20 protein-coding genes are annotated in these 26893 nt (G+C 72.3%); 8 read left to right on the top strand and 12 right to left on the bottom strand.

Features of this window, described 5'->3' with window-relative positions; translation table 11 throughout:
• Nucleotides 1-2327: Tex family protein (locus tag B0E54_RS22580; protein WP_234587874.1), on the bottom strand; the 2327-nt coding region annotated here is incomplete at its 3' end.
• A 155-nt stretch (nt 2328-2482) separates the two neighbouring features.
• Here B0E54_RS22580 and B0E54_RS22575 point away from each other — a divergent pair.
• Nucleotides 2483-3994 (top strand): deoxyguanosinetriphosphate triphosphohydrolase family protein, encoded by a 1512-nt coding sequence (locus B0E54_RS22575; protein WP_234587873.1) that lies wholly within the window; start codon nt 2483-2485, stop codon nt 3992-3994.
• A gap of 9 nt (nt 3995-4003) precedes the next feature.
• On the opposite strand, the gene B0E54_RS22570 is transcribed toward B0E54_RS22575, so the two are convergent.
• The 7 genes from B0E54_RS22570 to B0E54_RS22540 all read right to left on the bottom strand — a co-directional run bounded on the left by B0E54_RS22570 (nt 4004) and on the right by B0E54_RS22540 (nt 12805).
• On the bottom strand, nt 4004-5149 hold the full coding sequence (locus B0E54_RS22570; RefSeq protein WP_234587872.1) for an MBL fold metallo-hydrolase: 1146 nt from the start codon (nt 5147-5149) through the stop codon (nt 4004-4006).
• A gap of 113 nt (nt 5150-5262) precedes the next feature.
• Nucleotides 5263-6273, bottom strand: coding sequence for a serine hydrolase (locus B0E54_RS22565; protein WP_234587871.1), 1011 nt, complete (start codon nt 6271-6273; stop codon nt 5263-5265).
• A 106-nt stretch (nt 6274-6379) separates the two neighbouring features.
• Nucleotides 6380-7342 (bottom strand): SDR family NAD(P)-dependent oxidoreductase, encoded by a 963-nt coding sequence (locus tag B0E54_RS22560; protein ID WP_234587870.1) that lies wholly within the window; start codon nt 7340-7342, stop codon nt 6380-6382.
• Nucleotides 7339-8523, bottom strand: coding sequence for a zinc-dependent alcohol dehydrogenase (locus B0E54_RS22555; protein WP_234587869.1), 1185 nt, complete (start codon nt 8521-8523; stop codon nt 7339-7341). The genes B0E54_RS22560 and B0E54_RS22555 overlap by 4 nt, the downstream gene beginning before the upstream one ends.
• Before the next feature lie 898 nt (nt 8524-9421).
• Nucleotides 9422-10186, bottom strand: a complete 765-nt coding sequence (locus tag B0E54_RS22550) for a succinate dehydrogenase/fumarate reductase iron-sulfur subunit (RefSeq protein WP_234587867.1) — start codon at nt 10184-10186, stop codon at nt 9422-9424.
• On the bottom strand, nt 10183-12120 hold the full coding sequence (locus tag B0E54_RS22545; RefSeq protein WP_234587865.1) for a fumarate reductase/succinate dehydrogenase flavoprotein subunit: 1938 nt from the start codon (nt 12118-12120) through the stop codon (nt 10183-10185). The genes B0E54_RS22550 and B0E54_RS22545 overlap by 4 nt, the downstream gene beginning before the upstream one ends.
• A gap of 1 nt (nt 12121) precedes the next feature.
• The gene (locus tag B0E54_RS22540; RefSeq protein ID WP_255787444.1) at nt 12122-12805 is read right to left on the bottom strand and encodes a succinate dehydrogenase cytochrome b subunit; all 684 of its coding nucleotides are present in this window, start codon (nt 12803-12805) and stop codon (nt 12122-12124) included.
• An 83-nt stretch (nt 12806-12888) separates the two neighbouring features.
• Here B0E54_RS22540 and B0E54_RS22535 point away from each other — a divergent pair, with 83 nt between their 5' ends.
• Entirely contained in the window at nt 12889-13821 is a 933-nt protein-coding gene (locus tag B0E54_RS22535; protein ID WP_234587864.1) for a LysR family transcriptional regulator, read from the top strand.
• Between the two features lie 32 nt (nt 13822-13853).
• Here B0E54_RS22535 and hrpA read toward each other — a convergent pair whose 3' ends face one another.
• The gene (gene hrpA, locus B0E54_RS22530; RefSeq protein ID WP_234587863.1) at nt 13854-17924 is read right to left on the bottom strand and encodes an ATP-dependent RNA helicase HrpA; all 4071 of its coding nucleotides are present in this window, start codon (nt 17922-17924) and stop codon (nt 13854-13856) included.
• Nucleotides 17925-18045: 121 nt separating this feature from the next.
• Here hrpA and B0E54_RS22525 point away from each other — a divergent pair, with 121 nt between their 5' ends.
• Nucleotides 18046-18414, top strand: a complete 369-nt coding sequence (locus tag B0E54_RS22525) for a cytidine deaminase (protein WP_234587862.1) — start codon at nt 18046-18048, stop codon at nt 18412-18414.
• A 50-nt stretch (nt 18415-18464) separates the two neighbouring features.
• Here B0E54_RS22525 and B0E54_RS22520 read toward each other — a convergent pair whose 3' ends face one another.
• Complete coding sequence (locus B0E54_RS22520) at nt 18465-18824, bottom strand: YciI family protein (protein WP_234587861.1); 360 nt, start codon at nt 18822-18824, stop codon at nt 18465-18467.
• A gap of 130 nt (nt 18825-18954) precedes the next feature.
• Between B0E54_RS22520 and B0E54_RS22515 the strand changes: the two genes are divergently transcribed.
• From B0E54_RS22515 to B0E54_RS22495, 5 genes are read left to right on the top strand one after another with little or no spacing between them, the layout of a single operon-like run.
• Entirely contained in the window at nt 18955-20886 is a 1932-nt protein-coding gene (locus B0E54_RS22515; RefSeq protein WP_234587860.1) for a multicopper oxidase family protein, read from the top strand.
• A 60-nt stretch (nt 20887-20946) separates the two neighbouring features.
• On the top strand, nt 20947-21993 hold the full coding sequence (locus B0E54_RS22510) for an iron ABC transporter permease (RefSeq protein ID WP_234587859.1): 1047 nt from the start codon (nt 20947-20949) through the stop codon (nt 21991-21993).
• Nucleotides 21990-23087 carry an iron chelate uptake ABC transporter family permease subunit gene (locus B0E54_RS22505; RefSeq protein WP_234587858.1) on the top strand — a complete coding sequence of 366 codons (1098 nt, stop codon included), beginning with the start codon at nt 21990-21992 and terminating at the stop codon, nt 23085-23087. The genes B0E54_RS22510 and B0E54_RS22505 overlap by 4 nt, the downstream gene beginning before the upstream one ends.
• A 20-nt stretch (nt 23088-23107) precedes the next feature.
• The gene (locus B0E54_RS22500; RefSeq protein ID WP_234587857.1) at nt 23108-24052 is read left to right on the top strand and encodes an ABC transporter ATP-binding protein; all 945 of its coding nucleotides are present in this window, start codon (nt 23108-23110) and stop codon (nt 24050-24052) included.
• On the top strand, nt 24052-24999 hold the full coding sequence (locus tag B0E54_RS22495) for an ABC transporter substrate-binding protein (RefSeq protein ID WP_234587856.1): 948 nt from the start codon (nt 24052-24054) through the stop codon (nt 24997-24999). Before B0E54_RS22500 ends, B0E54_RS22495 begins: the two co-directional genes overlap by 1 nt.
• A 104-nt stretch (nt 25000-25103) precedes the next feature.
• On the opposite strand, the gene B0E54_RS22490 is transcribed toward B0E54_RS22495, so the two are convergent.
• Complete coding sequence (locus tag B0E54_RS22490; protein ID WP_234587853.1) at nt 25104-26006, bottom strand: hypothetical protein; 903 nt, start codon at nt 26004-26006, stop codon at nt 25104-25106.
• A gap of 228 nt (nt 26007-26234) precedes the next feature.
• Nucleotides 26235-26879: a hypothetical protein gene (locus B0E54_RS22485; protein ID WP_234587851.1), complete on the bottom strand. Its 645-nt coding sequence runs from the start codon at nt 26877-26879 to the stop codon at nt 26235-26237.
• Nucleotides 26880-26893 lie beyond the last annotated feature (14 nt).

Genomic DNA, 26893 nt, shown 5'->3' with positions numbered 1-26893 from the left:
CGACCGTCAGACCCGCCGCGACCGCCGGCGCCGCCACCGGACCCGCCACGACCGTCCTGCCCGCCGCGCGCACCCTGCGGACCGCGCTGCGCCGGGCCGCCGCGCCCCTCCTGACTCGTCCGACCACCACCGGTGGCGGCGGGATCGTCCTCCAAGCGCAGGGTCAATGAGATGCGCTTACGGGGTACGTCCACGTCGAGCACCCGCACCTTGACCACGTCGCCGGACTTGACCACCTCGCGGGGGTCCTTGACGAACGTCCGGGACATCGCCGACACGTGCACCAGGCCGTCCTGGTGGACCCCGACATCGACGAACGCGCCGAACGCGGCCACGTTGGTCACCACACCCTCCAGGACCATGCCGGGCGTCAGGTCACTGATCTTCTCCACCCCCTCGACGAAGGTGGCGGTGCGGAACTCCGGTCGCGGGTCTCGGCCGGGCTTCTCCAACTCGGCGAGGATGTCGGTGACGGTGGGCAGGCCGAACCGGTCGTCGACGAAGTCGGTGGCCCGCAGCCCGCGCAGGATCGCGCTCTTGCCGATCACCGAGCGCAGGTCCTGACCGGTGCTGGCGAGGATGCGCCGCACCACCGGGTAGGCCTCGGGGTGCACGCTGGAGGAGTCCAGCGGGTCGTCGCCGTCGGGGATGCGCAGGAAGCCGGCGCACTGCTCGAACGCCTTCGGCCCGAGCCGGGCGACCTTCTTCAGCTCGGTCCGCGACCGGAACGGCCCGTTGGCGTCCCGGTGCAGCACGATGTTCTCCGCCAGCCCGGCCCCGATCCCGGAGACCCGGGTCAGCAGCGGTGCCGAGGCGGTGTTGACGTCCACCCCGACGGCGTTCACGCAGTCCTCCACGACCGCGTCCAGCGACCGGGACAGCTTCACCTCGGACAGGTCGTGCTGATACTGGCCGACACCGATCGACCGTGGATCGATCTTGACCAGCTCGGCGAGTGGGTCCTGGAGGCGGCGGGCGATGGAGACCGCGCCGCGCAGCGACACGTCCATCCCGGGAAGCTCCTGCGAGGCGTACGCGGAGGCGGAGTAGACCGACGCGCCGGCCTCGGAGACCATCACCTTGGTCAGGTTGAGCTGCGGGTGCCGGGCGATCAGCTCCCCGGCGAGCTTGTCCGTCTCCCGGGAGGCGGTGCCGTTGCCGATCGCGATCAGCTCCACCCCGTGCGCCCCGGCCAGCCGGGCGAGGGTCTCGATCGACGCGTCCCACTGTCGACGTGGCTCGTGCGGATAGATGGTGTCGGTGGCGAGCACCTTGCCGGTGGCGTCCACCACGGCCACCTTCACCCCGGTGCGCAGGCCCGGGTCCAGGCCCATCGTCGCTCGGGTGCCGGCCGGAGCGGCCAGCAGCAGGTCCCGCAGGTTGGTGGCGAAGACCCGTACGGCCTCCTCCTCGGCCGCCTGCCACAGCCGCATCCGCAGGTCGGCGCCGAGGTGGATGAGGATCCGGGTACGCCACGCCCAGCGGACCGTGTCGGCCAGCCAGCGGTCGGCCGGACGACCGGCGTCGGACACCCCGAACCGGCCGGCGATCACCGCCTCGTACCGGCTCGGGCCGGTCGGTACGGCATCCGCCTCGCCGGCCGCCTCCGGTTCCATGGTCAGGTCGAGCACGCCCTCCTTCTCGCCCCGGAACATCGCCAGGATCCGGTGCGAGGGCAGCTTCGGGTACGGCTCGGAGAAGTCGAAGTAGTCGGAGAACTTGGCGCCGGCCGTCTCCTGACCGTCGCGTACCCGCGACACCAGACGGCCCCGCGACCACATCTGCTCGCGCAGCGTGCCAATCAGGTCGGCGTCCTCGGCGAAGGTCTCGATGAGGATCGCCCGCGCGCCCTCCAGCGCGGCGGCGGCGTCCGCGACGCCCTTCTCCGCGTCGACGAACCCGGCGGCGGTGGCCTTCGGGTCCTGGCTGGGGTCGGCCAGCAGCGTCTCGGCCAGCGGCGCGAGCCCGGCCTCGCGGGCGATCTGCGCCCGGGTCCGCCGCTTCGGCTTGTACGGCAGGTAGATGTCCTCCAGCCGCGACTTCGAGTCGGCGGCCATGATCTGCGCTTCCAGGGCCTCGTCCAGCTTGCCCTGGCCGCGGATCGACTCCAGCACGGCGGCCCGCCGCTCGTCCAGCTCCCGCAGGTAGCGCAGCCGCTCCTCCAGGGTGCGCAGCTGGGTGTCGTCGAGCAGGCCGGTGGCCTCCTTGCGGTAGCGGGCGATGAACGGCACGGTGGCGCCGCCGTCGAGCAGCTCCACGGCCGCCCGTACCTGACGCTCGGCCACGCCGAGCTCGTCGGCGATCCGCTGATGAACAGACTGGGTCACGATCTCGATCCGCCTTCGGGAGTGGGTACCGCCTGCATTCTGCCGGGCGGCCCGGGGCGCTGTCGCCGCGCCCGGCCGGGGCGGCAGACCGAACCGCCGCGCCCGGCCGGGGTGACCGGCGACGGCCCCGCCGGGCCTGCGCTAGCGTGGCGATCATGGAATCACCTGCGGAGTCGCGCACCCGGCGGCTCTTCGGCGGCAGCGCCCGGGCTCTCGGCGACCTCACGGCCAACCCGTTCCGCGCCGACCGGGACCGGATCGTCGGTTCGCCGTTCTTCGCCCGCCTCGGCGGGGTCACCCAGGTGATCAGCCCGGTCGGCTCCGGGTTGCTGGTGCACAACCGGCTCACGCACAGCCTGAAGGTCGCTCAGGTGGCCCGGGCGATCGCCGAGCGCCTGACGGCCGACGACAGGTGGCGCGGTCTGCTGGACAAGCTCGGCGGCTGCGACCCCGACGTGGTGGAGGCCGCGGCGCTCGCCCATGACCTCGGCCACCCACCGTTCGGGCACCTGGGGGAGCGGGTGCTCGACCGGCTGGCCCGCCAGCGTCTCGGCCTCGCCGACGGCTTCGAGGGCAACGCCCAGTCGTACCGGATCGTCACCAGCACCGAGATCGGGGGCGCGGCCACCACCGGGCTGGACCTGACCGCCGCGGTCCGCGCGGCGATGCTGAAGTACCCGTGGACGCGGCTGGACTACCCCGACCCGCACCCACGCCTGCTGGACCCGCCGCCCCGCGGCGCCACCCCGCCCCCGGACGACCCGGAGAGCGGCTCGTTGAAGTTCGGGGCGTACCGGACCGAGCTGGACGACCTGCGGCAGGCGCGGGAGCCGTTCGTCGGCCGCATCCCGGACTGGCAGCAGACCGTGGAGGCGTCGGTGATGGACACCGCCGACGACATCGCGTACGCCATCCACGACGTGGAGGACTTCTACCGTGTCGGTGTGCTCCAGCAGGGGTCGGTCTCCGCCGAGCTGATGGCCTGGCAGCGCGAGAGCGGGCACTTCCGGGCGATCACCGATGCCGCGCTGGCCACCGCCGCCCGGCGGCCCGGCGCCGCCATCGAACGCCTGCGCCGCCAGCTGCACCGCAAGGACGCGTGGATCGCCGACGACGAGGCGTTCGCCGCCGCCGTCGAGCACGTCCGCGAGGAGTTGGTGGACGGGCTGCTGGCGATGCCGTTCGACGGTTCGATCGAGGCGGAGCAGTACGTGTCGCGGTTCTCCGCCCGCTGGTCCACCCGCTTCGTCGAGGCCATCACGGTGACCGACCAGCCGTCGGTGCGCTCCGGATACGTGCTGCTCGGCTGCGCGCAGTGGCACGAGGTGCAGGTGCTCAAGTTCGTCCACCACCGGTTCGTGCTGGCCCGCCCCGATCTGGCCCTGCACCAGCGTGGTCAGGCGCGGCTGCTGGGCACGCTGGTGGAGGCGCTGTGGGAGTGGCTGCTCGACCCGGAGGAGGAGTCCCGACTGCCCCGCCGGCTGCACGACCTGGTCGAGCTGGCCGAGGCGGAGCTGCACCCACGTACGCCGGACCGGATCGGCCGCGCCCGGGGCCGCGCCATCGTGGACTTCGTCGCGCAGCTCACCGACGGCCAGGCGGTCGCGATGCTGGACGCGCTCTCCGGCCGCTCCGGCGCGCTCTGGACCGACGCCTTCGTGCTCTGACGGGCCGCCTCAGGCGACGGACTGCCACCACCCGTCGACGGCGGGCGGGTCGTCGACGACCACCCGCTCGCCGGGGCGGGGCACGGCCAGTCGGACGTCGCGGGCCTTCGCCTCGGCCCACAGCCGGTTCACCGGCTCGGACCAGTCGTGCAGGGCCAGGTTGAACGTCGCCCAGTGCACCGGGATGAACAGGCCGCCGCGCAGGTCCAGGTGGGCGTCGACCGCCTCCTCCGGGAACATGTGGATGGTCGGCCACGCCTGGTCGTACGCGCCGATCTGCATCAGCGTCACGTCGAACGGTCCGTGCTCGGCGCCGATCGCCGCGTACCCGGCGAAGTAGCCGGAGTCACCGGTGTAGAAGACCTTGCGTTGGGCCCCGGCGACCACCCACGAACTCCAGAGGGTGCCGTCGCGGCGCAGCCCTCGGCCGGAGAAGTGCTGTGCGGCGGTCGCGGTGATCTCCAGCCCGTCGACCCGGTGCGACTCGGACCAGTCCAGCTCGATGATCCGCTCGGCGGGCACACCCCACCGGTCCAGGTGGGCGCCCACCCCGAGGGGCACCACGAACGGTGCCGACTGCCCGGCCACCAGCGCCCGCACGGTCGGCAGGTCCAGGTGGTCGTAGTGGTCGTGGGAGATCAGGATCGCGTCCAGCGGGGGAAGTTCGTCCAGGCGTACCGGCGGCTCGTGCAGCCGGCGCGGGCCGACCAGCCCGGACGGCGAGCAGCGGTCACTCCAGACCGGGTCGAGCAGGACCCGCCGACCCTCGATCTCGATGAGCGCCGAGGCGTGGCCGTACCAGACGATGTTCAGCTCGTCGGCGGTGTCGGCGGCGGGCGGCGCGCTGGGGCGCAGCAGCGGCACGGGCGCGGTGGGCCGTCGTTTCTGCTTGCCGAAGATCAGCTCCCGGAGCAGGTTGCGACCCGGCTCGGCGGCGACCATCGTGCGGGTGTCGGCCTGGTTGTGGAAGGTGCCGTCGCGAAACTGGGGCGAGCGGGCCGCCCGTTCGGCGCGGGCGCCGGCGAGCCGGCCGCCGAGGGCCGCGGGCACGTCCCGGGCCACCCAGGCCAGGCCGGCGAGCGCGGCCAGCCCTGCCGTTCCCCGCATCAGTCGCCCGAGCGACAGTTGCCCGTCCGTGCGTTCCGCTGGCGCCATCGCCGTCCCTCCGCCGTGTCCCGCACTACACGGTAGTTCCCCCCGGCCGTTCCCGCCCCGGCGGTGGCCCGCACCGGGCCGGTCGTCACCCGACGACCGACCCGGCAGCGGGATCAGCCGCCGTTGCTGGGTCGGCGGGCGGCCGTGCGGTACGTGGTGCCGGTGCCGCCGAGACGGTCCACCGCCGCCAGGAACTTCGGACCCATGGCGGCCCGGGCCTGCACCGCCGGGTGGGTCGCGCCGAAGTTGTCCGGGTCGGCCTGACCGTCGGCGAAGAGCGCGTAGGTCAGCACTGCCGCGCCGGCCCGGTCGAAGATCACCCCGGCCTCGTGCCGGGCGTCGGCGAACCAGCCCGCCTTGGTGGCGATGCGGGCCCGCTCGTCCGAGGACATGGTGCGCCGGATGCCGTCGGTGAAGGCCACCGGCGAGCGCAGCAACCCGAGCAGGTGCGCGGTCGAGGCCGGCGACAGCAGCGTGCCGGCGACCAGCGCGCGCAGCAGGTCGTGGGTCTCCCGGGGAGTGCTGGTGCCGAGGAAGAACCGGTTCGGGTTGGCCACCGGCTCGACCTGGGTGTTCGGGAAGCCCTTACCGACCAGAATCGAGTTGATCTCGGCGGCGGGAGCGACCAGCCCGCACAGCCGCACCGCCGTGTCGTCGGAGACGGTCAGCAGGTTGGCCAGCACGTGCCCGAGGGTCACGCTGCTGGGGTACGCGCCGTCCAGGCTGAAGATGCCATCGCCACCCGGCACCACGATCGACGCGGTGACGTCGACCCGCTGGTCCAGCGCCAGCAGCCCCCGGTCCACCTTGTCCAACACCGCCGTGGCCACCGCGATCTTGTTGACGCTGTACGCCTCGATCCGCCGGTCCGGGTCCGCCGCCACCGCGACGACCGGCGGGCCCGCCGGGTCGGCCACGCTGACGTACGCCTGCCAGTTGCCACCGGCCTCGGTGCTGTACCGGGTGAAGGCGGCGGCGACCCGGTTGGCAGCCCGGGCAGGGGTGGTCGGTGCCGCCTCGGTGCTCTCAGCGGCGCTGGCCGGGGCGGCCGCGCCGAGCACCGTACCGGCGGTGGCCACTGTGCCCAGTCCGAGTGCCGTCCTGCGGTTCAGTCGGATGGTCAATCGTCTCTCCCGTCGTGGGGCGCCGGAGCGCTTGCCGGCCCACCACCCTAGGCGAGTTGATCGATGCACGATGCCCCCAGAGAAGTCCCGAACAGTCCCGAACAGGTCAGCCGTGGCATCGGCGCAGCACGGCGTCGACCGCGCCGGCGGCCGCCCCGCGCAGCTGCGCGGCCGGCCCGGACACGGCGCGGGCGAACTGCCGCAGGTCGGGCAGGTGGCCGCCGCGGACCGACTCGCCGGCCGGGTTCGGGGCGAAGACCGTCCCGTCGTGCGCCGGGACCGGCCGCCCGCTCAGGCCGGCCAGGCGCATCAACGGCCCGACGAGGACGTCGTAGACGCTCGGCAGCACCGTGAAACCGGCCCGCAGCACCACGTTCAGCCGGCCCACCGACACCTCCCGACGCGGCCGGTCCACACAGTCGACAATGGCCCGGGCCACCCGCTGCGGCCCGGCGACCGGCGGCGGGGGCCGGCCGACCCGACCGAGGTAGTTGGCCGCCTGCTGGTACACCGGGGTGTCCACACTGCCCGGGTTGACCAGGCAGAGGTGGATGTCCGGGCTGTCCCGCAGCTCCTGCTGGACCGTCCGGGCCAACCCCTGCAACCCCCACTTGCTCGTCACGTAGGCGCTCATGTACGGAGCGGTGATGTGCCCCAGCACCGACCCGGTGAGGATCAGGGTGCCGGCGCCGGTGGCCCGGAAGTGCCGCAGCGCCACCCGGGCCGCACCGGCGGCGGCCAGCAGATCGGTCCGCACCACCTGCTCGAAGACCCGCTCCGGCAGCTCGTCGAAGCGCCCGTAGGCCATCACCGCCGCGGTGTGCACCCACACGTCGATACGGCCGAACCGCTCGATCGCCGCCTCCGCCAGCGCCTCCAGCGCGCCCGGCTCGGTGACGTCCGTCGCCACGGTCAGGACCTCGACGTCCGCGCACTCCTCGCGTACCTCGGCGAGGGTCTGCGGGGCGCGGGCCGCGAGCACCAGGCGGTCGCCGCGCTCGGCGAACGCCCGGGCCGTCGCCCGGCCGATCCCGCTGGTCGCGCCCGCGACCACCACCACCCGACTCACGGAGCCAGCACGACCTTGATGCAGCAGTCCTCCTTCTTCTGGAACATCTCGTACGCCCGCGGCGCCTCGCTCAGCGGCAGCCGGTGCGTGCGCAGGTCCTCGACGCCCAGGGGGTCGTCGTCGCCGGAGAGCAGCGGCAGGATCTCGTCGGTCCACCGGCGCACATGGCACTGCCCCATCCGCAACTGGATCCCCCGGTCGAACATCTCCATCATCGGCATCGGGTCGGCCTCGCCGCCGTAGACGCCGGAGAGCGACACGGTGCCGCCGCGGCGGACCGCCTTCACTGCGGCGTGCAGGACGGCGAGCCGGTCGATGCCGACCCGGTCGGTCATCGTCTGGGCGAGCTTGTCCGGCAGCAGCCCGACGGCCGCGTGGGCCAGCTTGCCGACCGGCGAACCGTGCGCCTCCATGCCGACGGCGTCGATGACGGCGTCCGGCCCGCGCCCGTCGACCAGGTCGATCAGCGCGCCCGGCACGTCGGACAACTCGCGGACGTCGAGCACCTCGATGCCGTGCCGGCGGGCCAGTTCCAGCCGCTCGGGCACCAGGTCCAGCCCGATGACCCGGCCGGCGCCGAGGTGACGGCCGATCCGCGCGCAGAACTGCCCGACCGGGCCCAGCCCGAAAACGGCCAGGGTGCCGCCCGGCGGCGTGTCTGCGTACTTCACCGCCTGCCAGGCCGTGGGAAGGATGTCGGACAGGTAGAGGTAGCGCTCGTCGGCGCCGGTCTGCGGGATCTTGATCGGTCCGAAGTGGGCCTGGGGTACGCGCAGGTACTCGGCCTGCCCGCCGGGCACCGAACCATAGAGCGAGGTGTAGCCGAACAGCGCCGCGCCCTTGCCCTCACTCGTCACCTGGGTCGTCTCACACTGGGCGTAGAGCTGGCGGCGGCACATCCAGCAGCTGCCGCAGGCGATGTTGAACGGAATCACCACCCGGTCGCCGGGCTTGAGCCCGGTCACCTCCGACCCGACCTCCTCGACGATGCCCATCGGCTCGTGACCCAGGACGTCACCGGGCTTCAGGTACGGCCCCAGCACCTCGTACAGGTGCAGATCCGAGCCGCAGATCGCCGTGGACGTGATCTTCACGATCGCGTCGGTCGGCTCCTCGATCCGGGGATCCGGCACCTCCTCGACCCGTACGTCCCGCTTGCCCTGCCAGGTCAACGCCTTCATGTCTGGCTGCCCTCCGTCGGTCCTGCCTGACTGCTACCCGGGGACGGGCGGTTGAACCGGCTGCGACCGACGGGTGTGCGGGGCCTTCGGCTGGCGTTCGTGGCTCGATGGTTTGGCGGGTTTTGCGGGCCTGAGGGACCTGGTTGCGGTTGTGGGCTGGGGGCGACCGGGCTCGGGCTTGCCGGTGGTTGCGGTTGTGGGCCGGGGGCGACCGGGCTCGGGCTTGCCGGTGGTTGCGGTTGTGGGCTGGGGGCGACCGTGCCCGGCTCCGGGCGGTCAGGCTTGATCCCTGCGCCGGGCACGGTCGCCCCCAGCCCGCGATGGTCGCCGTCCGTGCCTTCGGGGGCTGGCGCGGCCGGTTCGTGGCCTGTGCTGGGGGGCGATGGCCCTCCTTGATCGACTCGGGTTTCCGGAAGTCGGGGTGTCGTGGGTGCCGGGACAGGCCGACTTCCTGGATGCCGAGTTGATCAGGTCGTGCTCCCCGGTCAAGGCCTCCGGAAGCGGCGAGAGTCGCGAGCATTCACCCTTTTTATCCACCGTGCTGGGCGAAGCGGCACGTACACCGGGGGTGCGCTGGCATGATCGACTCCATTTCGCCGATGCGGCGGTATTCGAGCGCCTCGGACACCGCCACATCGGCGATATCGAGTGGATCATGCGCTCGGGCCAGGCCAAGGTCCCGCCCGGGGGCGGGGCCGGGGCTGGATCGGTCGCTGCGTCGGCGGGCGTCGACCGGACGTCTGATCCGCGATGCCCGTGGGTCGGGGTCGGCGGCAGGGTCGCCTGGGCCGGACCAGGGCGGTCGCTGCGTCGGCGGGCGTCGACCGAACGCCGGACCGCCGTGCCCGAGTGTCGGGGCACGGCGGTCCGGGGTGGCCAGGAGTGGCCGGGGCGGTGGTCAGGAGCCGGGGGTGTTGCCGGCGCCCTTCGTGGTGGCCGCGAGGTAGTCGCGGTTGAGTCGGCCGATGGTGTTCAGCGGGATGCCCTTCGGGCAGACCACGGTGCACTCGCCGGCGTTCGTGCAGCCGCCGAAGCCGGCCTCGTCGTGCGCGTCGACCATGCCGATCACCCGGGTGTAGCGCTCCGGCTGGCCCTGCGGCAGCAGCGAGAGCTGGGTGAGCTTGGCGGCGGTGAAGAGCATGCCGGAGCCGTTCGGGCAGGCCGCGACGCACGCGCCGCAGCCGATGCAGGCCGCCGACTCGAAGGCGGCGTCCGCGTTGGCCTTGGCGACCGGGGTGGAGTGCGCCTCGGGCGCGCTGCCGGTCGGCGCGGTGATGTAGCCACCGGCGGCGATGATCTTGTCGAAGGCGCCCCGGTTGACGACCAGGTCCTTGATGACCGGGAAGGCGCTGGCCCGCCATGGTTCGATGTCGATCGTCTCGCCGTCGGTGAACTGCCGCATGTGCAGCTGGCAGGCGGTGGTGCCGCGCTGCGGCCCGTGCGCGTCACCGTTGATCATCAGGCCGCACATGCCGCAGATGCCTTCGCGGCAGTCGTGGTCGAACGCCACCGGGTCCTCGCCGTCGAGGATCAGCCGCTCGTTGAGTACGTCGAGCATCTCCAGGAACGACATGTCCGGGGACACGTCGTTGACCGGGTAGGTCACCATCCGACCCTTGTCCTCAGGGCCCTTCTGGCGCCAGATGCGCAGGGTCAGGTTCACTTGTAGCTCCGCTGCGTGGGGTGGACGTATTCGAACTTCAGGTCTTCCTTGTGCAGCACCGAGGGCTCACCGGTGGCGGTGAACTCCCAGGCCGCCACGTACGCGAACTTCTCGTCGTCGCGCTGCGCCTCACCGTCGGGGGTCTGGTGCTCGGCCCGGAAGTGCCCTCCGCAGGACTCCTCGCGGTGCAGGGCGTCGATGCACATCAGCTCGGCCAGCTCGAAGAAGTCGGCCACCCGGCCGGCCTTCTCCAGTGACTGGTTCAGCTCCTCGCCGGTGCCGGACACCTTGACCCGCTGCCAGAACGCGTCGCGCAGGTCGCGGATCTCGCCGATCGCCTTGCGCAACCCGGCCTCACTGCGCTCCATGCCGCAGTGCTCCCACATGATCTGGCCCAGCTCGCGGTGGAACGAGTCGACGGTCCGGTCGCCGTTGACCGCCAGCAGCCGCTGGATCCGGTCCTCGACGTCGGTACGCGCCTCGACCGCCGCCGGGTGGCTGGCGTCGACCTTGTCGAGGGGGCCCGAGGCCAGGTAGTTGGCGATCGTGGTGGGCAGCACGAAGTAGCCGTCGGCGAGGCCCTGCATCAGCGCCGAGGCGCCGAGGCGGTTCGCGCCGTGGTCGGAGAAGTTCGCCTCGCCGATCACGAACAGGCCCGGGATGCTCGACTGGAGGTCGTAGTCGACCCACAGACCGCCCATCGTGTAGTGCACGGCGGGGTAGATCCGCATCGGCACCTCGTACGGGTCCTCGCCGGTGATCCGCTCGTACATCTCGAAGAGGTTGCCGTACTTGGCCTCGATGGCCTTGCGGCCCAGCCGGTCGATGGCGTCGGCGAAGTCGAGGTAGACACCGAGCTTGGTGGGCCCGACGCCCCGGCCCTCGTCGCACACGTTCTTCGCGGCGCGGGAGGCGATGTCGCGGGGGACCAGGTTGCCGAAGGAGGGGTAGATCCGCTCGAGGTAGTAGTCCCGCTCGTCCTCGGGAATGTCGCGCGGGTTGCGGTCGTCGCCCTTGTTCTTCGGCACCCAGACCCGGCCGTCGTTGCGCAGCGACTCGCTCATCAGGGTCAGCTTCGACTGGTGGTCGCCGGAGACGGGGATGCAGGTCGGGTGGATCTGCGTGTAGCAGGGGTTGGCGAAGTACGCGCCCTTGCGGTGCGCCCGCCAGGTGGCGGTGACGTTGCAGCCCTTGGCGTTGGTGGAGAGGTAGAAGACGTTGCCGTAGCCGCCGGAGGCGAGTACCACCGCGTCGGCCATCTCGGTGCTGATCTCGCCGGTGACCAGGTCGCGGACGACGATGCCGCGGGCCTTGCCGTCGACGATGACCAGCTCCAGCATCTCGTGCCGGGCGTTCATCTCGACGTTGCCCAGGCCGATCTGCCGCTCCAGTGCCTGGTACGCGCCGAGCAGCAGCTGCTGGCCCGTCTGACCCCGAGCGTAGAAGGTGCGCTGCACCTGGGCGCCACCGAAGGAGCGGGTGTCCAGCAGGCCGCCGTACTCGCGGGCGAACGGCACACCCTGGGCGACGCACTGGTCGATGATGTTGACCGACACCTCGGCCAGGCGGTGCACGTTCGACTCCCGGGAGCGGAAGTCGCCGCCCTTGACGGTGTCGTAGAACAGCCGGTGCACCGAGTCGCCGTCGTTGCGGTAGTTCTTCGCGGCGTTGATGCCGCCCTGCGCGGCGATCGAGTGCGCCCGGCGCGGGCTGTCCTGGTAGCAGTAGGACTTGACGTGGTAGCCCTGCTCGGCCAGCGTCGCCGCGGCCGAACCGCCGGCCAGGCCGGTGCCGACCACGATCACCGTCATCTTGCGGCGGTTGGCCGGGTTGACCAGCTTGGCCTCGAAGCGCCGGGTCTCCCAGCGCTTCTCGATCGGGCCGGCGGGAGCCTTCGTGTCGGCGATCGGGTCGCCCTCGGTGAAGAGTTCCATGTCAGGACACCAATCCGGTGAGAACGGCGAACGGGACCACCAGGTATCCGGCGCAGAGCACCACGGCGAAGACGAGCGCGGCGTTGCGCGCCCGGCGCTCACCGCGCGGGGTCTGCTGGCCGAGGCTGCGGAACGCGCTGAACGCGCCGTGGCGCAGGTGGAAGCCGAGCGTGACGATCGCCAGGGTGTAGAAGAGCGTGACGTACCAGCGCTCCGGCGCGAAGTCGGCGACGACGTTGCCGTACGGCTTGCCCTCGGTCCCGACCGGGTTGAGCGTGCCGGTGGTCAGGTCCAGGAGGTGGTAGATCACGAACAGCAGGATGATCACGCCACCCCAGCGCATGGTGCGGGCCGCGTAGCTGCCCCGGACCTTCTTGCGGTGGGCGTACTTGACCGGGCGGGCGGCGCGGGCGCGCAACGCCAGCACGGTGGCGGCCCAGATGTGGGCGACGACGGCCACCACGAGGACGGTGCGCAGGATCCACAGGAACCAGACACCGGGCAGCAGTGGCTTACCGATGTCGCGCAGCCAGTGCGCGTAGTGGTCGAACGAGGTCTCCCCCGTGAACACCTTCAGGTTCCCGAGCATGTGGGCGATCAGGAACAGCACCAGCAGGATGCCCGTCACCGCCATGACGGCCTTGAGGCCGACGTTCGAGCGGATGGGCGACCGAGTTTTCGTCATTACCACGGGACCGACGCTAGGAGCACTTCGATCAGTCGTCCAATGCATCAAACTCGTAGTGTTAATAGCCTTAGGCTATGTAGATGCAGCTCCATCAGCTCCGGTACTTCGTTGCGGTGGCCGAAGTACGACATTTCACCCAAGCCGCCGACATCGTCGGCATCACTCAGCCTTCTCTCAGTAAGCAAATTCACGCTCTGGAGACCGACCTCGGGGCACCGCTGTTCGAGCGGGTAAGGGGCAACATCGCGCTCACCGCGGCCGGCGAGGTGCTCCTGCCGCTGGCCACCCGGATCCTCGCCGACGTGGAGACCGCGACCCGGGAGGTGCAGGAGCTGGTCGGGCTCCGGCGGGGTCGCGTCCGGCTCGGTGCGACCCCGAGCCTGGCCACCTCGCTCGCACCGCCGGTGCTGCGCCGGTTCCGCGACGCGCATCCCACCGTCGACCTACGCGTCGAGGAGGGCGGCTCCCAGGATCTCGTGCGGGACCTGCTGCGCGGCGACCTCGACCTGGCCCTGATCATCATGCCGGCCCAGGGCGCCGACCCGGGTCTGCGGGTCGACCCGATCCTGCGGGAGAGCCTGGTGGTGGCCTCGGTGGGGGAGGTGCCCACCGCGTCGACGACCGGCGAGCTGCGCATCACCGACCTGCGCGACCAGCCGATGGTGATGTTCCGGGAGGGCTACGACCTGCGCGACGCCACCATCCAGGCGTGCCGCGAGGCGGGCTTCGAACCGAGCTTCGCGGTGGACGGCGGCGAGATGGACGCGGTGCTCAGCTTCGTCGAGGCGGGACTGGGCATCGCGCTGGTGCCGGGCATCGTGCTGGCCCGCCGCCCCGGGGTGCGGATCACTCCCCTCGCTCCGCCCGGGGTGCGGCGGACCATCGCGGTGGCCCGCCGCCGCGACATCGTGCCCACCCATGCGGGCCGTGAACTGCGGCGCATCCTGCTCGACTACATCCAGTCGGCGATCGACCGGGGCGAGCTGCCGCCCGGCGTGGAACCGCTGACCTGACGGGCCCGGCCCGGCAGCCGCGCCCGGCCGGGTCAGCGGCCCTCGGCGTCGTCCATCGCCCGGTAGATCCGCTGCTCGGAGACGGGGTACGGGGTGCCCAGCGCCTGGGCGAAGACGTTCACCCGCAACTCCTCGATCATCCAGCGGATCTGCCGGACGGCCGTCTCCTGGCGGCGGGCCGGCGGCAGGTTGGTGAGCAGGTCGTCGTACTCCTTCTGCACCACAGCGATCCGGTCCTGCTGCTGACGGTCCCGCTGGGGGTTGCCGCCCAGGCGGTCCAGCCGGCGCTCGATGGCGGTCAGGTAGCGCAGCAGGTCGGGCAGGCGGGCGTACCCGGTCTCGGTGATGAAACCGGCGTGCACCAGCCCGGCGAGCTGCTTGCGGATGTCGGCGAGCGCCGCGACCACGGCGAGGTTGCGGGTGGCGCCGAGCCGCTGCTCGACGGTGTACGCGGCGGCGAGGACCTTGCGCACCCGGTCCATCACCTCGACGACTGTGTCGACCAGGTCGGCGCGGACCTTCTCCCGCAGCGCGGCGAAGCCCTCGGCGTCCCACGCCGGCCCACCGGCCTCGCCGATCAGCCGGTCGATGGCCGCGCCCGCCGCGTCCTCGATCAGTTGCTGCACACCGCCGTGCGGGTTGCGACTCAGCGCCAGCTTCGCCTCGTTGCTCAGCCGGCCCTGCAGGAACCGGGCCGGGGACGGCACGGTGAGCCGCAGCAGTCGACGGGTGCCCGCCCAGTGCGCCGCCTCCGCCTCGGCGGGGGAGTCGAACACCTTCACCCCGACCGTCGCGCCCTCGTCGACGAGCGCCGGGTACGCGGTGACCGCGTAGCCGGCGCGCACCTGCTCGATCGTCCGGGGCAGGGTGCCGACGCTCCACTCGCGCAGCCCCGTCCGGGCGACCTCCGGTGCGGCGGCCGCCACCACCTGGCGGACCTCCTGGCGGAGCTGACGTTGCAGGGCCGGCAGGTCCTTGCCCTCGGCGACCGGCTTCTCGTCGGCGTCGAGCACCCGGAAGGTGACCCGCAGGTGGGCCGGCAGCTTGCCCGGCTCCCAGGCGTCGCGGGGCACGGTGACGCCTGTCATCCGCCGCAGTTGGCGGGTGAGCGCGTCCAGCAACGGCTCCTCGCCGGGTGTGATCGCGGCGAGCGCGGCCCGCGCGTAGTCCGGCACCGGGACGAAGTTGCGGCGGATCGCCTTGGGCAGCGTCCGGATCAGCGAGATCACCGTCTCCTCGCGCAGCCCCGGTACCTGCCAGTCGAAGCTCTCGGCCGGCACCTGGTTGAGCAGCGGCAGCGGGATGTCCACGGTGACACCGTCGGTCGGCGTGCCCGGCTCGAAGCGGTAGGTCAGCGGCAGACTCACCCCGTCGGCCTGCCACTCGTCGGGGTAGTCGTTCTCGTCCACCCCGGCCCGGCCGTCGTTGACCAGCACGTCGCGGGTGAAGGTGAGCAGGTCGGGCTGGTCCCGGCGGGTCGTCTTCCACCAGGTGTCGAAGTGCCGGCCGGAGACCACGTCGGCGGGGATCCGCTGGTCGTAGAAGCCGAAGATGGTCTCGTCGTCGACCAGGATGTCCCGGCGTCGCGCCCGGCTCTCCAGCTCCTCGATCTCGGCGAGCAGGCGCTTGTTGTCAGCCCAGAACCGGTGGTGGGTCTGCCAGTCGCCCTCGACGAGGGCGTGGCGGATGAACAGCTCCCGGCTCAGCGCCGGGTCGATCCGCCCGAAGTTGACCTTGCGGGAGGTGACCAGGGGAACGCCGTACAGGGTGACCTTCTCGTAGGCCATCACCGCGGCCTGCTTCTTCTCCCAGTGCGGCTCGCTGTAGCTGCGCTTGACCAGGTGCTGCGCGAGCGGCTCGACCCACTCCGGCTCGACCCGGCCGGCGATGCGGCCCCACAGCCGGGAGGTCTCCACCAGCTCGGCGGCCATCACCCAGCGCGGCGGCTTCTTGAACAACGCCGAGCCGGGAAAGAGCGCGAACTTTGCGCCCCGCGCGCCCAGGTACTCGTGCTTCTGGGCGTCCTTCAGGCCGATGTGCGACAGCAGGCCCGGCAGCAACGACTGGTGCACCTTCGGGGTGTCGATCTCCTCCGGCAGGTCCGCGCCGCCGCGCCGGCCCGCACCCCGGCCGGCGTCCGCGTCGTCCGAGGTGTCGCGCGCCGGTCGCCCACCCCGCCGGTCGCCTTCGGAAGGGGTACGCAGGACCTGGCGCAACTGGCTGACGATGTCCTGCCACTCGCGGATCCGCAGGTAGTTCAGGTACTCCGCCTTGCACATCCGCCGGAACGCGCTGGAGGACAGCTCCCGCTGCTGCTCGCGCAGGTAGCGCCACAGGTTGAGGTACGCGACGAAGTCCGACTCCTTGTCGGCGAACCGGGCGTGCGCCTGGTCGGCCTGGGCCTGCTTCTCCGCCGGCCGCTCGCGCGGGTCCTGGATGGACAGCGCGGCGGCGATAACCAGCACCTCAGTGGCGCAACCGTTTCGTTCGCCCTCGACCACCATCCGGGCCAGCCGCGGGTCGACCGGCAACTGGGCCAGCCGCCGGCCCAGCGCGGTGAGCCGCTTGCCCGGGTCGGCCTCGGTCGGGTCCAGCGCGCCCAGCTCGTGCAGCAGGTTGACGCCGTCGGTGATGTTGCGCTTGTCCGGCGGGTCGATGAACGGGAACGCGGCCAGGTCGCCGAGCCCGATCGCGGTCATCTGGAGGATGACCGACGCCAGGTTGGTGCGCAGGATCTCCGGGTCGGTGAACTCGGGGCGGGACAGGAAGTCCTGCTCGTCGTAGAGGCGGATGCAGATGCCGTCGGACGTACGCCCGCAGCGGCCCTTGCGCTGGTTGGCCGACGCCTGGGAAACCGGCTCGATCGGCAGCCGCTGCACCTTGAGCCGGCTGGAATAGCGGGAGATGCGGGCGGTGCCCGGGTCCACCACGTACTTGATACCGGGCACGGTCAGCGAGGTCTCCGCGACGTTGGTGGCGAGCACCACCCGGCGCGAGCTGTGCGCGGCGAAGACCCGGTGCTGCTCGGCGCTGGACAGCCTCGCGTACAGCGGCAGGATCTCGGTGCCGAGCAGTGAGCGCTTGGACTGCACCAGCTTGCCCAGCGCGTCGGCGGTGTCCCGGATCTCCCGCTCGCCGCTGAGGAAGACCAGGATGTCACCAGGGCCCTCGGCGGCCAGCTCCTCGACGGCGTCGCCGATCGCCTGGATCTGGTCGCGGACGTTGTCCTCGTCGCCGTCACCGTCGTCGTCGCCCTCGGCCACCTCGACCAGCGGCCGGTAGCGCACCTCCACCGGGTAGGTGCGCCCGGAGACCTCGACCACCGGCGCGGGTACGCCCTGCGGCTCGTCGGCCGTGGGCGGCCCGGCGAAGTGCCGGGCGAACCGGTCGGTCTCGATGGTCGCCGAAGTGATGATCACCTTGAGGTCGGGTCGTCGGGGGAGCAGCTCCCGCAGGTACCCGAGGATGAAGTCGATGTTGAGGCTGCGCTCGTGCGCCTCGTCGATGATCAACGTGTCGTACTGGCGCAGCATCCGGTCGGTCTGCAACTCGGCCAGCAGGATGCCGTCGGTCATCAGCTTGACCAGGCTGCGGTCGCTGACCTGGTCGGTGAAGCGCACCTTGTAGCCGACCACGTCGCCCAGCTCGGTGCCCAGCTCGTCGGCGATCCGGTCGGCCACCGTGCGGGCGGCCAGCCGCCGGGGCTGGGTGTGCCCGATCAGGCCGTTGACGCCGCGCCCCAGCTCCAGGCAGATCTTGGGGATCTGGGTGGTCTTGCCGGAGCCGGTCTCGCCGGCCACGATCACCACCTGGTGATCGCGGATGGCGGCCGCGATGTCGTCCTTGCGGTCACTGACCGGCAACCCGGCCGGGTACGTGATCACCGGCACCGCCGCCCGTCGGGCGGCCAGCCGTTGCTCGGCCCGGGTCAGCTCGGCGGTGATCTCGGTAAGCGCCGCCTCCCGGCGCTGCGGGTCGCGCAGCTTGCGGGCACCGTCGAGGCGCCGCTGGAGCCGGCGTTGGTCGCGGAACATCAGGGGAGTGAGGCGGCGGTGCAGCTCGCGGACGGGATCGGTCGCGGCGGAGGCGGCTGGATTCTGCATGTCGTGCCCAAGGATAGGCAGCGCGGCGGCGGATCGCTCCTGGGTTACCGCCTCAAGCGGTGCGGCAGCGCGTCCACCGCCGTCTAGAGTTGCGGCCGACGTCGAGCGCTGGGGGGCCGGGATGGAGCTGCGGGACACCGACCGGGCGTTGGTGCAGGCCGCCACTGCGGTCGCCAAGCTGCGGTGCCGCAGCCAGCGCCACACCGGTGCGTCGGCCGCCCGGACCGCCGATGGGCGGGTGTTCTCCGGCGTGAACATCCAGCACGACAGCGGTGACACCTGCGCGGAACTGGTCGTGATCGGCGCCGCCGCCACTCAGGGCGTGACCGAGCTGGAGACGATCGTCACGGTCACCGACCGGGGCCGCGCGGTCATCGAGCCGTGCGACAGGTGCGGTCAGGTGCTCGGTGCCTACTTTCCGTCGCTGCGGGTGATCGTCGGCGAGGTGGACGACCTGCGGGTGGTCCCGATCGACGGCCTGCCCGGCTGACCGTCGAGGGCCCCGCTTCGCTGACCGTCGAGGGTTCCGATTCGCCGGCCTCAGTCGCCGGAGGCCGCCTCCAGCATCGACCGGGGCATCGGCACGCTCTCGAACCGCACGTTGCCCTCGGGCACCATCCAACTCGTCACCCGTGCGACGAGCAGGCCGGCGCGGACGGCCGGATCGTCGGCGTAGAGCGCGCGTACCTCCTCCGGCGAGATCGAGAACACGACGAAGCCCCGCAGTTGCCCGTCGTCGGCGTCCAGGAACGGCCCTGCCGCCAGCACCAGCCCCTGCTCCACGAACCCCGCCTGGTGGGCGAGGTGGGCGCTCTGCACCCGGTCGATCGCCTCCAGTGGCAGGTCCGGCGGATCCGACGGCCGGATCAGGAGGACGACCGTGTGCCTGTCGAATCGCATGCTTACACCCTACGGCGCGATCGGCGCCGGATGTCCCTCTTACGGGTGGCATCGGTGTTCTGTCGCACTTGTTCCCGTCCGCGAAACTCATTCTCTTATCGGGGAATGGGACGCGAATGGGAGGTGTGGCATGGTCACCAGACGAGGGCTGCTTGCCGCCGGTGCCGCCGGTGGCGCGGCGGTGCTGGTACCGGCGGGCTCCACGGCCGCGGGCCGCGCGCTCGCCGGAGTGGCGTCGTTGGACGCCGCCGACATCCCGAAGTACGTCGCGCCGTTGCGGATCCCACCGGCGATGCCGGCCGTGGCGACCGGTCCGGAGCGGGACACGTACGTCATCGGCGTACGACAGTTCCGCCAGCAGATCCTGCCGCCTTCGTGGCCGCGTACGACGGTGTGGGGTTACGGCTCGACGGCCCACCCCGGCAGCTTCGGCTACCCGGCGCCCAGCATCGTGGCGCGGGTGAACCACCCGGTGCGCGTGACCTGGGTCAACCAGCTCGTCGACGGCCGGGGCGACTTTCTGCCGCACCTGCTGCCGGTCGATCCCACCCTGCACTGGGCCAACCCCGCCGGCGGAAACGCCAACCGGGACCAGCACGGCCGTCGCGACGGCGACCCGCGCGGATACCGCGGGCCGGTGCCCCAGGTGGTGCATCTGCACGGTGCACACAGCCCGCAGGAGAGCGACGGACACGCCGAGGCATGGTACCTGCCGGTGGCGCGCGACCTGCCGTCCGACTTCGCCGTCTGCGGAAGCGCGTACGACGAGTTCCGGTCCCGCTTCGCCGAGCGTTCCGGCCTGCGCTGGGCGCCGGGCTCGGCCACCTTCGAGTACGCCAACGACCAGGCGCCGGGCACCCTCTGGTACCACGACCACACGTTGGGGGTGACCGCCCAGAACGTCTACGCCGGGCCGGCCGGCTTCTACCTGCTCGGTGGCGACGACCTGCCGGACGGGGTGCTACCCGGCCCGGCGCCGGCTCACGACGATCCGCCGGACACCCGCTACCGCGACATTCCCCTGCTGATCCAGGATCGGAGCTTCACCGCCGACGGCGAGTTGCTCTACCCGGGGGAGCGCTCGTGGCACGGCACCGGCTCCACAATCGTGGTCAACGGTCGCACCTGGCCGAGCCTCACGGTGCAGCGGCGGCGCTACCGGTTCCGCCTGCTCAACGCCTCCAACAATCGTTTTCTGCTGCTGAGCGTGGCTGCCCACGCCACGGCGCGGCCGGCCCGCCCGGTGCTGCCGATCTGGCAGATCGGCAGCGACGGCGGGTTCCTTCCCGAGCCGGTGTCGCACGAACGCGTGGGCCTCGGCCCCGCCCAGCGGGTCGACGTCATCGTCGACTTCACCGACGTGCCCGCCGGTACCGAGCTGTACCTCGTCAACGAGGGACCCGACCGGGCGTACCGCGGTGGCCGACCCGGGGTCGACTTCCCGCCGGCCGATCCGCGAACCACCGGGCAGGTGCTGCGCTTCGTGGTCACCGAGGCGACCGGCCCGGACCGGAGCGTGCCGCCGGAGCAGCTGCGGCTGCCGGCGCATCCTGGGCTGCCAGCGGCCGAGCGGGTTCGGCGGTTGTCGCTCAACGAGCGCATGTCCGGCTCGTCGGGGTCGATGACGATGCTGCTCGGCACCCTCGACGAGCGGGGCCGTCCTCGGCCCATGCGCTGGAGCGATCCGTCGACCGAGCAGCCGACCCTCGGCGCCACCGAGGTGTGGGAACTGCGCAACTTCACCCGCCTGGTCCATCCGATCCACCTGCACCAGGCCCAGTTCGAGGTGCTCGGCCGCGGACATTCGGGCCGGGTGCCGCCGGCTCCGGGGGAACGGGGACGGATGGACACGGTGCTCGCGTACCCGTGGGAGGTGACCCGGATCAAGGCGCGCTTCGACCTGCCCGGCCGCTACGCCTGGCACTGTCACCTCCTGGAGCACGAGGACAACGAGATGATGCGGCCACTTGACGTGCTGCCGGGCGGCGGTGCGGCGACCGGGGACGGCAGCACGGCGCGCGACCCGGACACGTCCGGGTCGGCATCGACCGACGCCGGTTAGGTCACTTTCTGCAGGTCGGCTAAGGTTAGGCGAACCTAAGCTCGAACGTGCAGGAGACTCGTGACCACCCTCGTCGACCGGCCGACGCCGGCCCGCAACCGGTCCGGTACCCGTACCGGCCGGCGGGTGGCCGTCACCGTCGGGGCGGCACTGGTGCTGCTGCTCGCCGTGCTGGCGAGCTTCGCGCTGGGCAGCCGGCCACTCGGTGTCGGTGCCGTGTGGCACGCCATCGTCGCGCCGGACGGCAGCGACGCGAGCACGATCGTCTGGGAACTGCGCATGCCGCGTACCGCCCTGGGCCTCGCTGTCGGGCTCGCCCTCGCCGTGGCCGGGGTGCTGTTCCAGGCGCTCACCCGCAACCCCCTCGCCGAGCCCCGCATCCTCGGCATCAGCGCCGGCGCGTCGTTCGGCGTGGTGCTCGCCATCTCCGTCCTCGGCGTTGGCACGCTCGCCGGCTACGTCTGGTTCGGCATCGCCGGGGCGCTGGTCGCCGGGCTGCTGGTCTTCGCCATCGCCAGCCGGGCCCGCGAGGGCGCGAGTCCGGTCACCCTCGCGCTGGTCGGCGCGGCGCTCGACGCCAGCCTCGCCTCCGGGGTGTACGCGCTGCTCAGCATCGACGCCCGCACCTTCGAGGAGTACCGGTTCTGGGTCGTCGGCGGGCTGGCCGGCCGGGACCTCGGCGTCACCGCCCAGGTGCTGCCCTTCGTCCTCGTCGGGTTGCTGCTGGCGGTCCTGGTGGCCCGGGGCCTGGACGCGCTGGCTCTCGGCGACGACGTGGCCCGCGGCCTGGGCCACCGCATCGGGCTGGTCCGCCTCGGTGGTGGCCTCGCCGCGGTGCTGCTGACCGGCGCCGCGGTGGCCGCCGCCGGGCCGGTCGCCTTCGTCGGGCTGGCCGTGCCGCACCTGGCCCGCGCCCTGGTCGGCGCGGACCACCGCTGGACCCTCGCCGTCTCCGCCCTGCTCGGGCCCGCGCTGCTGCTCGGCGCCGACGTCGTCGGCCGGCTCGTCGCCCCGCCCGGCGAGATACCGGCCGGGATCATCACCGCTCTGATCGGTGCGCCGCTGCTGGCCGTGCTGGTCCGCCGCGCCCGGGTGGTGACCGCGTGACGACCACCCAGCGCCCGGTCCCCGGCCCGGCAGGCCCCGCCGCCTCGCCCGGTGGCGGCTCTGCCCGGCTGCCGGGGCGGTCACTGCTGCTGCTGGGCCCGGTCAGCCTGCAGATCCGCCGCCGGGCGGTGCTGGTCGCCGCCGTGCTGACCGTGCTGCTCCTGCTCGCGATGCTGCTCAGCCTGTCCCTCGGCACCCCCTACGTCGCCCCGGCCGACGTGCTGCGGGCGCTCTCCGGCGCGGGCACCCCGTACGACCTCGTCGTCTTTGATCTGCGGTTGCCCCGGATCGTGCTGGCCGCGGTGGCCGGGGCGGCCTTCGGCGTGGCCGGCACGCTGATCCAGAGCGTGGCGCGCAACCCCCTCGCGAGCCCGGACGTCATCGGCATCACCCAGGGCGCCGGCCTCGCCGCGACAGTGGCGCTGACCAGCGGTGCGGCGGCGGTGCTGGTGGCGCCGAGCGCGCTGGTCGGCGGACTCCTGGCGGCCGTGCTGCTGTTCGCCCTCGGCGCCCGGCACGGGCTGGCCGCGCAGCGGTTCGTCCTCGCCGGCGTGGCTGTCGCGTTCGCCTTCCGGGCGCTCACCGAGGTGGTCATGCTCACCGCCGACCCGATCGACGGGCTGCGGGCGCAGATCTGGCTGATCGGCACCCTCGCCGGCAAGGGCTGGACCGAGGCCGCCTGGATCGCCGGCACCCTGCTGGTGCTGCTGCCGGTGCTGGCCTGGGCCGGCTGGGCGCTGAACAGCACCGCCCTGGACGACGACACCGCGCGGGGCGTCGGGCTGCGTCCCGTGGCCCGCCGGATCGGGCTGGCCGGCACCGGCGTGCTCGTCGCCGCGATGGTCACCGCCCAGGTCGGCGCCGTCGACTTCGTGGCGCTCGTCGCACCCCAACTGGCCCGCCGGCTGGTCCGCGCCGAACGGCCCCCGCTGGTCTGCGCCGCGCTGCTCGGCGCGCTGCTGCTGGTGCTGGCCGACCTGGCCGGGCGGCGGCTGTTCGCACCCACCCAGCTGCCGGCCGGTGTGCTGACCGCCGCGATCGGCGGCCCGTACCTCATCTTCCTGTTGCTTCGTGGACGGCGGCGGTCGTCGTGACGCCCTCAAGGAGTCGTGTGATGCTCTCCACCCGCGACCTGGTGGTCGGCTACGACGAGAGGACCGTGCTCGACGGGCTCACCCTGGACCTGCCGACCGACGCGTTCACCGTCATCGTCGGCCCCAACGCCTGCGGCAAGTCCACCCTGCTGCGCACGATGGCCCGCCTGCTCACCCCGCGACGCGGCACGGTCCTGCTGGACGGCACCGCCATCCGTGACCTGCCCACCCGCGACGTGGCCCGCCGGCTCGGCGTCCTGCCGCAGAGCCCGCTCGTGCCCGAGGGCGTCACGGTGGCCGACCTGGTCGGGCGCGGCCGGCAGCCGTACCAGCGGTGGTGGCGGCAGTGGTCGTCCTCCGACGCCGCGGCGGTGGACGAGGCGATGAGCCTGGCCGACGTGGCCGACCTGGCCGACCGGCCGGTGGACAGCCTCTCCGGCGGCCAGCGGCAACGCGTGTGGATCGCCATGACCCTCGCCCAGGACACCGACGCCCTGCTGCTGGACGAACCGACCACCTTCCTCGACCTGGCCCACCAGGTGGAGGTGCTGGACCTGCTGCACCGGTTGCGCGTCGAGCGGGGCCGCACCGTGGTTGCCGTGCTGCACGACCTCAACCAGGCGGCCCGCTACGCCGACCACCTGATCGCGATGCGCGACGGCGCGGTGGTGGCAGCCGGGCCGCCCCGGGAGATCCTCACCGCGGACCTGGTCCGGGATGTCTTCGGGCTGGCCTGCGTCGTCGTCCCCTGCCCGGTGACCGGAGCGCCGCTCGTGGTGCCCGCCCACACCGGCGGCCCCGCCCACACCGGCGGCCCCGCCCACACCGGCGGCCCCGCCCACACCGGCGGCCCCGCTGCCGCCGGCGGCTCCGATTCGTCGACGGCGTCCGTACCGGACGCCCGACCCGCCACCGGCGACGCGGTCAACCCGCTCGCCGGCACGTACCCCTCGAAAGGACTCTGATGCGTCGTCTCGTCGCCGCTCTCGCCGCGGCCGTCGCCCTCGGGGCCGGCCTCACCGCCTGCGGTGAGAGCGACCCGGTCGCCGGCTCCGCCACCGGGGAGACCCGGGAGATCACCCACGCCATGGGCACCACCAAGGTCCCGGCCGACCCCAAGCGCGTCGTCGTGCTCGACACCGACAAGATCGACACGGCGCTCTCGCTGGGCATCACCCCCGTCGGCGCGGCCACCGCAGGTGAGGCGAAGAGCTGGCCGACGTACTTCGGTGCGGACAAGCTCACCGGCATCAAGGAGGTCGGGGTGCTCACCGAGCCCGACCTGGAGGCGATCAACGCACTCAAGCCGGACCTCATCCTCGGCAGCAAGTTCCGCCAGGAGAAGTTCTACGACGAGCTGGCCGCCATCGCGCCCACCGTGTTCACCGACAAGGTGGGCATCACCTGGAAGGACAACTTCCTGCTCGACGGCAAGGCGCTCGGCCGCGAACAGCAGGCCAAGGACCTGCTCGGCGCGTACGAGAAGCGGGCCAAGGACTTCGGCGCCACCCTCGGTGACCCCGCCGCCCGCAAGGTGTCGATCGTGCGCTTCATCCCGGGCAACATCCGGGTGTACGGCCCGGACTCCTTCTCCGGCATCGTCGTCGGCGACACCGGCCTCGGCCGCCCCGAGCGGCAGATGCTGGCCAACAAGGAGGACAAGCGCTTCGACCTGGTCAGCCCCGAGCGGATCAACGAGGTCGACGGCGACGTCATCTTCGTGACCGCGTACGGCGACAAGGCAGCCGCCGAGCAGGCCAAGGTGGCGGGCGGCACCCTCTGGAAGGGCCTCGGCGCGGTCAAGGCCGGCAAGGCGTACCCGGTCTCCGACGAGGTCTGGATGACCGGCATCGGCGTCGGCGCCGCCAACAAGATCCTCGACGACCTGGCCAAGTACCTCCCCGCCGCCTGACCAGCCGCGCACCCCGCGCGCCGACCATGATCGTGCTCGATCCATGAAGTAGTGGCCTCCCTCGACGGGGAGGCCACTACTTCCATGTTCGAGCGCGATCACCGTCACCGAGGAAAGCGCGAGCGGGTTCGCAACGCGGCTCGGACCTCGGCGAGGAACCCGTCGAAGTCGTCCCGGAGGCGTCTGGCGGTCAGGTGGAGCACGATCCAGTCGCCGCCGAGCAGTCGGTTGAGGCGTCGGCGGTCCCGGTGGAACTGCTCGGGGTCGTCGTGCCAGAGCCCGTCGTACTCCACGGCGACCTTGAACTGCGGCCAGGCCAGGTCCAGTCGGGCCACGAACCGGCCCTGCTCGGCCACGACCCACTGCGTCTCCGGTCGCGGCAGGCCGGCGAGCACCAGCCGCACCCGGGTGCGCGACTCCTGCGGGGACTCCGCGCCCGCGTCGGCCAGGTCGACTGCGCGTAGCAGCGACCGCCAGCCGCGTCGTCCGGCCCGGCTCAGCGCGTACTCGCGCAGGGCTGGCGCGGTCGTCAGCCGGCTCGCCAGCATGGCGTCGATGACGACCACCGCCTCGATCACGTCGAGCCAGCGGGCCAGGTCCCAGCAGGTACGCGCCGGGCTGGTCACCGTGATCCCGGCCCGGTCCACGGTGTCGCCGGAGTCGATCTCCGCGTGGTGGACCCGGATGCCGGCGCTCGGGCCGATCCGGGTGGCGGCGGGGACGAGGACGTCGACCGGGTCGTTCGCGATCGGCTGTGCGCAGCCGTAGAGGCCGGCGGCAGCACGCCCCGCGATGGCGGCGCCGGGCGGGACCAACCAGCGTCCGACAGCGGCGCATCTGATGGTGTGGGTGACGGTGACCTGGGCATCGGCGTAGACGTCCCGAAAGAGCGGTCGCCACGCCGAGCTGCGGAGGTCGTTGCGGGTCAGCAGGCCTCGCGAGACGGCGGTCGAGCCACGGAAGACCCGACCCCGCAACTGCGGCGGCCGACGAGGAGCTTTCGGCATGGCGTCAGGCTGGCCGAATCCGCGCGCACCACGCTGCCCCTGTGGATAACCACCGTCACCGGGCCGGCGTCGGTGCGCAACGCTGTCCCCATGATCGCGCTCGAACATGGATGTAGTGGCCTCCCCGAGAAGCGGAGACCACTACATCCTGGATCGAGCGCGATCTTGCCGGGCGCGGCGGCGACGGGTGGCCGCGCGGGTGGGTGAGACGGAGGCGGTGGGTCGGGGTTAGGCGGCGGTGGACCAGATGGCGCGGAAGGCTGCCGCTTCGCCGGAGAGCCATCGTTCGATCTGGTCGGGCTTGGCGTCGGCGGGTGTGCGGTGGGCCTGGCCCCGGCGGACGTCGACCAGGACCGGCTCGGCGTGCGGGAGGACCGCATCCATGTGACGGGCCATCAGGTGCAGGGTGGCGAGCACCGACTCCTCGCTCGGTGGGGCCTCGTCGAAGTGCAGGCGGACCGCTTCGGCGCGGCCGTCGGCGTGGCGTACCCCGAAATGGGGGTTGATCTTGACGGGCAGGTCACCCAGCATGGCCAGGGCGTCGCGGGTCTGGGCGAGGTCGATGGCGGCCGGCTCGCCGAGGGAGTGCAGCCAGGCCGTGGCACCGGGCACGAGGGCCTGGTAGAGCGGGCGCCACCGTGGCTTGACGATGTCGGCCACCCCGGCCAGGTGGGTGCCGCCGGTGTGGAAGGCGATGTCGGCCTTGAGTGCCTTGACGAACTGGCCGTGCGGGTTGAAGCCGGACCGGCTGGCGCGCTGCTTGCGCAGCCCGCCCACGAAGGTCGCCTTGGTGGGGCCGGTGCGGTCGACGTAGCGGGTGAAACCGAGCAACGTGGCGTACGGCGTGAGGGGCGTGGAGGCGGGCGCGGTCACGGGCGTCCTCCCAG

Source organism: Micromonospora sp. MH99, assembly GCF_021442385.1.
Taxonomy (GTDB): domain Bacteria; phylum Actinomycetota; class Actinomycetes; order Mycobacteriales; family Micromonosporaceae; genus Micromonospora.
This window is presented reverse-complemented; position numbering and strand designations above follow the sequence as displayed.